The organism is Candidatus Omnitrophota bacterium, from assembly GCA_041653595.1.
GTDB lineage: Bacteria > Omnitrophota > Gorgyraeia > Pluralincolimonadales > Pluralincolimonadaceae > Pluralincolimonas.
On record JBAZFB010000005.1, the window covers coordinates 105,394 to 111,574 of the forward strand.

The following is a 6,181-nucleotide window of genomic DNA, read 5'->3' on the forward strand; positions in this document are numbered from 1 at the left end:
TAACCATGAAAAATATAGCATTCGTCAAGATGGTCGCCAGCGGCAACGACTTTGTCGTCATCGATAACCGCAAGGCGGTCATACCCGGCGCGAAACTGTATTCCTTCGCCAGGGAGATCTGCGACAGGAATTACGGCGTCGGAGGCGACGGGCTTATCGCTATCGAGCGCTCGAAAAAGGCCGATTTCAGGATGCGCATAATAAATTCCGACGGCAGCGAGGCCGAGATGTGCGGGAACGGCGCGCGCTGCGCGGCGTTATTCGCTGTTGATAACAAGATAGCGGGAAAGAGGATGGATTTCGAGACCCTCGCCGGATTGATCGAGGCCGAGGTCAAGGGCGCGATAGTAAAACTGAAGATGTCGGATCCCAGCGGCCTGAAACTCGATATCAACCTCGCTTTAAGCGACGGCGGGTATAACGTGAATTTTGTGAACACCGGGGTGCCGCACGCTGTAATCTTTGTGGACCATCTTGAGGGCCATAACGTAAAGACAACAGGCAAGGAAGTCCGTTACCACGACGCTTTTGCGCCGCGAGGCACGAACGTAGATTTTGTTGAAGTCGGTGGAAGAAACGGTCCTATTAAAGTGCGTACATACGAGCGCGGCGTTGAGGGTGAGACGCTCGCCTGCGGGACGGGTGTAACGGCCTCCGCGATCATATCGGCGGCTGTGAAGAATTTCAAGAGCCCGGTCACCTGCCTTACAAAAGGCGGGGACAGTCTTAAAATATATTTCAAGAGGAGCGGTGATGATTTTACCGACGTCTATTTGGAAGGCGGCGCACGGGAAGTATTTTTAGGCAAGTATCTTTACAAATAATTAGGAGGGAGTAAGGATGTTCGAAGGTTCGATAGTCGCGCTTGTGACGCCGTTCAAGAACGGAAAAGTTGACGAAGCAAAATTACGCGAACTGGTAGAGTTCCATATAAAGAACGGGACCTCGGGCATAGTGCCGTGCGGGACGACAGGCGAGTCCGCGACGCTGACGCACGAGGAGCACAACCGCGTGATAGAGGTAGTGATCGAAGCGGCGAAGAAGAGGATCACTATAATCGCGGGAACGGGATCGAATTGCACGGCTGAGGCGATCGAGCTGACGAAGTATGCCGAAAAGGCAGGCGCGGACGCAGCGCTGTTATTGTCGCCTTATTACAACAAGCCGACACAGCGCGGGCTCTATATGCATTACAAGGCAGTCGCGGATTCGGTCAAGATACCGATCATCCCTTACAACATCCAATCGCGCACCGCGGTAAATATCGAGCCGGAGACATTCCAGAAACTCGCGCAGATAAAGAATATAGTGGGTGTGAAGGAATCGAGCGGGAACCTCGAGCAGATCTCGAAGATACGTTACCTCTGCGGGCCTAACTTCGCGATAATCTCAGGAGATGACGCGCTTACGCTGCCTATCCTCGCGATAGGAGGCGTCGGCGTGATATCGGTGGTCGCGAATATAGTCCCGCGCGATGTAGCCGACCTGGTCGCCGCGTTCAAGAAGGGTGATATAAAAAAGGCTCAGGAACTACATTATAAGTTGTTGCCGCTCGTGAAAGCCATGTTCATCGAGACGAACCCGATACCGGTAAAGACGGCTATGGAGCTGATGGGAATGATAGAGCCGGAACTCCGCCTGCCGCTGTGCCATATGTCGGAAGAGAACTTAGCGAAGCTCGCCGAAGCGCTGAAGAAATACGGCTTGTAAAAAAAGGACTGAGATGATAAAAGTCGCTGTTTGCGGTTACGCTGGAAAGATGGGCGCAAGGATCGCCGGACTAGCCCCCAAAGAGAGCGGGATGAGGGTCATCCTCGGGCTTGAGGTGAAGGGACACCCGTCTGTCGGCTCGAAATTCGCTTACGGCGAGGTCTCGGACCGGCTCGATGACATAAAGGCCGCGGACGTACTTATGGATTTTACCGTTCCCGAAGCGACGATGGAACATCTTGCCGCCGCCGTAAAATACAAAAAGGCATTTGTCATCGGCACTACGGGATTTACCGAGGAACAGGTAAAAAAGATCAAGGAAGCGTCGAAGAAAATACCCGTCATCCTCTCGCCTAATATGTCAATGGGCGTAAACCTGCTCTTCCGGCTGGTAAAAGAGGCCGCGGGGAAATTATCTAAGGATTATGGCGTGACAATAATCGAGGCGCACCACATACACAAGAAGGACGCGCCGTCAGGGACCGCGAAGAAACTCGCCCAAATAGTCAAGGAGGCCTCCAAGCGTGAGGTCTCGGACATAAAGTCCATACGCGAGGGCGAGATAGTGGGTGATCACAAGGTGACATTCGAAAGCCCTTATGACATCATTGAGCTTTCGCACAGCGCGAAGACGCGCGATATATTAGCGAAAGGCGCTTTGGCCGCCGCGAAATTCATCGCAGGCAAAAAGCCGGGATTATACGACATGCAGGATGTATTAGGAGACATGAAATGAGCGATTTTGAATTTTCTGAGAGGTTGGCAAAACTTCCCCCGTATCTTTTCGCGGAGATAGACAAGGCGAAGAGGCAGGCGAAGGCAGCAGGAAGGGACATAGTCGACTTGGGCATAGGCGACCCTGACCTCCCGACGCCAAGGCATATAATAAACGCCCTGCACAAAGCCTCACTGGAGCCGGACAATCATCATTACGCGCTGGATTCCGGGATGCCGCAGTTAAGACAGGCGATAGCGAAATGGTATAAGAAGAGGTTTAAGGTCGAACTCGACCCTGATACCGAAGTGCTGCCGCTTATCGGCTCGAAAGAGGGGATAGCGCATATGCCGCTCGCTTTCATAAATCCTGGCGACTACGTGCTTGTGCCGGACCCATGTTATCCGCCTTACAAGAACGGGACGATATTCGCGGGCGGCGTGCCTTACCTTATGCCGCTTTTGGCGGAGAATGATTTCCTGCCTGATCTGGGCAGGATAGATACGGCCGTGTCAAATAAGGCTAAGATGATATTCGTCAACTATCCGAATAACCCGACCGGCGCGGTCGCTGACGAAGAATTCTACAAGAAAGTCCTCGATTTCTCGCACAGGAATAATATCCTCATCTGTTCAGACGCGGCGTATTCGGAGGTCTGTTACGACAAATACCGCCCGATGAGCATTCTCCAGATGGTCGGCGCCAAGGACAGGGCAGTCGAATTCCACTCGCTCTCGAAGACGTACAATATGACGGGCTGGAGGATAGGATGGGCTTGCGGGAACAAGAAAGCTATCCAGGGGCTCGCGAAGGTTAAATCGAACATCGATTCGGGGATATTCCAGGCGGTGCAACTGGCCGGGATCGCCGCGCTCGAAGGCCCGCAGGAACCGGTAGCGAGAGCCAATAAGACATACAAGGAACGCCGCGACGCGCTGGTGAACGGCCTGAATTCCCTGGGTTGGAAAGTTCCCAAGCCGAAGGCGTCGTTCTATGTCTGGGCAAAGAATCTTCCGGGTTATAACTCGTCCTCGCTGGCAAAGGCTTTGCTTGAGAAGGCCGATATCATCGTTACTCCCGGGAACGGGTTCGGCAGGTACGGCGAAGGTTATATAAGGATGGCCCTCACCGTTTCCAAGGACAGGATAAAGACCGCGGTCCAGAGGATAAAGAAATTCCTAAAGTAAGGGCGTTCATCGCGCTTGGCTCTAACCTGGGTGACAGGCGCGGGAATATAGGAAAAGCGATAGAAGAGCTCAGAGATTCAAGAATGGTTGAGGTGGTAAAGGTCTCAAAGCTCTACGAGACCGATCCTGTCGGCGGCCCGCCGCAGGATAATTTCCTCGACGGCGCCGCGGAGATCCTGACCCTTCTTACGCCTCACGAGTTGCTCGCGCTCCTTAAGCTGACGGAAAAGAAGGTAGGAAGGACGCCGTCAAAAGTAAAATGGGGCCCCAGGGAGATCGACCTGGATATTCTCCTGTACGGTGATATCGTAATGAATGAGCCGGACCTTGTGATACCCCACCCTCAGCTTCATTTGAGGCGTTTTATGTTAGAGCCGCTTGCAGAGATAGCTCCTGACGTGGCCTCGAAGTTCAGCCAAAATGAACATGAAAATAATCCGCTCGATAAATAAGCTGAATAAAGAACTCAAACGCGACAGACAGAAAGGACGGTCAGTCGGGTTCGTCCCGACGATGGGCTTTCTCCACGAGGGGCACCTTTCGCTTATCAGGCGCGCCCGCAAAGAGAATAAGACCGTCGTCGTAAGCATCTTCGTGAATCCGGCGCAGTTCGGCCCGAACGAGGACTATGAAGAATATCCCCGGGACCTGCGGAAAGATGCGGCTCTTTGTAAAAAAGAAGGTGTTGATCATATCTTTTATCCGGCGGTGAAGGCGATGTACCCGAAGGGATATTCGACGTATGTGAATGTCGAGGGGCTTACAGAGAACCTCTGCGGGAAGTTCAGGCCTTCGCATTTCCGCGGGGTAGCTACAATCGTCGCAAAGCTCTTTAATATCGTCAGGCCGGATACGGCTTACTTCGGACAGAAGGACGCGCAGCAGGCGATCGTGATAAAGCAGATGGCCGAAGACCTGAATATGGGGATAAGGATAAAAATCATGCCCACGGTCAGGGAAAAGGACGGATTGGCGATGTCATCGCGCAACGCCTACCTTTCTCCCGACGGGAGGAGGGTCTCCCCGACGGTATATCGTGCTTTACAACTGGCGGGGGATTTGATAAAATCAGGCAGTAGGGATGCCGCGAAGATAAAGTCCGAGATAAGGAAGATACTCTCGGTTGCCGCGGACAAGATCGATTACATTTCGATAGTAGACCCGGAAAGCCTGAAAGAAGTAAAAAAGATAAAAGGGAAAGTCCTGGTCGCTGTGGCGGTCCGGATAGGCGGAACGCGGCTGATAGACAACATAGAGGTCAAAGCATAAATGTTAAGGACGATGTTGAAGTCGAAGATTCACGGCGCGACTGTGACCGAAGCGAATCTCAAATACACCGGTTCCATCACGATAGACGGCAAGTTGCTTAAGGCAGCGGATATGCTCCCCGGCGAGCGCGTCCAGATAGTAAACCTGAACAACGGTTCCCGGGTCGAAACTTACACCCTTGCCGGAAAAACCGGAAGCGGCACGATCTGCATGAACGGGGCTGCCGCGCGCTGGGCGCACAAGGGAGATACCGTCATAATAATATCGTATTGCCAGGCGGATGAATCGGAAGTCCGCAAGATCAAACCCAGGATAGTATTCGTCGACGCCAAGAACAGGATAAAGAAAGCCTAAAGTGATCGAAAACCCTTCTAACCCAGAAGCTACCTACAACGAACAGCTAAAAGAAAAGATCCTCCAGCTAAAGAAACTGCGCAACGCCGTCATAATCGCGCATAATTACCAGCGCGACGAGGTCCAGGATCTGGCCGATATCACGGGAGATTCGTTGGCGCTCAGCCAGGCAGCGGTCAGGACAGACGCCAAGGTCATAGTCTTCTGCGGCGTCACGTTCATGGCCGAGACCGCCGCGATACTCAATCCCGACAAGACAGTGCTCCTGCCGGTCATCGAGGCGGGATGCCCGATGGCCGATATGATAACGGCCGAGAAGGTCCGCGCCCTGAAGGCGCAATATCCTGACGCGGCTGTCGTCTGCTACGTAAATTCCTCGGCGAGGGTAAAGGCCGAGAGCGATATCTGCTGCACCTCCTCGAACGCGATAGAGATAGTCAAATCCCTTAAAGAGTTTAAACGCGTGATATTCATCCCGGACAGGAACCTGGGTCAATACGTGCAAAGCCAGGTCCCGGACAAAGAGATAATCCTTTGGAAGGGATTCTGCCCGACGCATATAAGGGTCCAGGAAGAAGATATATTGGAAGTGAGGAAGAATTATCCTGATGCGGAATTCATAGCCCACCCGGAATGCGAACCCGATGTCCTGGCCCTGGCCGACCACATATGCTCGACCGGCGGAATGTTCAAATACATAAAAGGGTCCAAGTCGAAGAGGTTTATCATAGGCACCGAGTCGGGGATGCTCTACCGGTTGAAGAAGGAGAACCCGGGCAAAGAGTTCTTCCTCGCGACCTCGCACCTTATCTGCCCGAGCATGAAACTCACCACGCTCGGCTGGCTCGCGCATTCCCTGGAGAATATGGTCTATAAAGTCGAGGTGCCGGAGGATGTCAAGGCGAAGGCGAAGCAGTCGCTTGACAGGATGCTTGAGGTATCCGGC

General features: G+C 53.1%; 8 protein-coding genes. All 8 read left to right on the top strand.

Annotated features, from left to right (window positions below):
* Positions 1-5: 5 nt before the first annotated feature.
* Positions 6-824 carry a diaminopimelate epimerase gene (gene dapF / locus WC317_03555; protein MFA5339212.1) on the top strand — a complete coding sequence of 273 codons (819 nt, stop codon included), beginning with the start codon at positions 6-8 and terminating at the stop codon, positions 822-824.
* 16 nt (positions 825-840) lie between these two features.
* Positions 841-1,710: a 4-hydroxy-tetrahydrodipicolinate synthase gene (dapA, locus tag WC317_03560; GenBank protein MFA5339213.1), complete on the top strand. Its 870-nt coding sequence runs from the start codon at positions 841-843 to the stop codon at positions 1,708-1,710.
* Between the two features lie 13 nt (positions 1,711-1,723).
* A complete protein-coding gene (dapB, locus tag WC317_03565) occupies positions 1,724-2,446 on the top strand; it encodes a 4-hydroxy-tetrahydrodipicolinate reductase (GenBank protein MFA5339214.1) in 723 nt (240 codons plus the stop codon).
* Positions 2,443-3,612 (top strand): LL-diaminopimelate aminotransferase, encoded by a 1,170-nt coding sequence (locus WC317_03570; GenBank protein ID MFA5339215.1) that lies wholly within the window; start codon positions 2,443-2,445, stop codon positions 3,610-3,612. Before dapB ends, WC317_03570 begins: the two co-directional genes overlap by 4 nt.
* 8 nt (positions 3,613-3,620) lie before the next feature.
* The gene (gene folK / locus WC317_03575) at positions 3,621-4,064 is read left to right on the top strand and encodes a 2-amino-4-hydroxy-6-hydroxymethyldihydropteridine diphosphokinase (GenBank protein MFA5339216.1); all 444 of its coding nucleotides are present in this window, start codon (positions 3,621-3,623) and stop codon (positions 4,062-4,064) included.
* Positions 4,039-4,881 (top strand): pantoate--beta-alanine ligase, encoded by an 843-nt coding sequence (gene panC, locus WC317_03580; protein ID MFA5339217.1) that lies wholly within the window; start codon positions 4,039-4,041, stop codon positions 4,879-4,881. The genes folK and panC overlap by 26 nt, the downstream gene beginning before the upstream one ends.
* Positions 4,882-5,235 carry an aspartate 1-decarboxylase gene (panD, locus tag WC317_03585; protein ID MFA5339218.1) on the top strand — a complete coding sequence of 118 codons (354 nt, stop codon included), beginning with the start codon at positions 4,882-4,884 and terminating at the stop codon, positions 5,233-5,235.
* A gap of 4 nt (positions 5,236-5,239) precedes the next feature.
* A partial coding sequence (nadA, locus tag WC317_03590) for a quinolinate synthase NadA (GenBank protein ID MFA5339219.1) occupies positions 5,240-6,181 on the top strand: 942 nt, incomplete at its 3' end.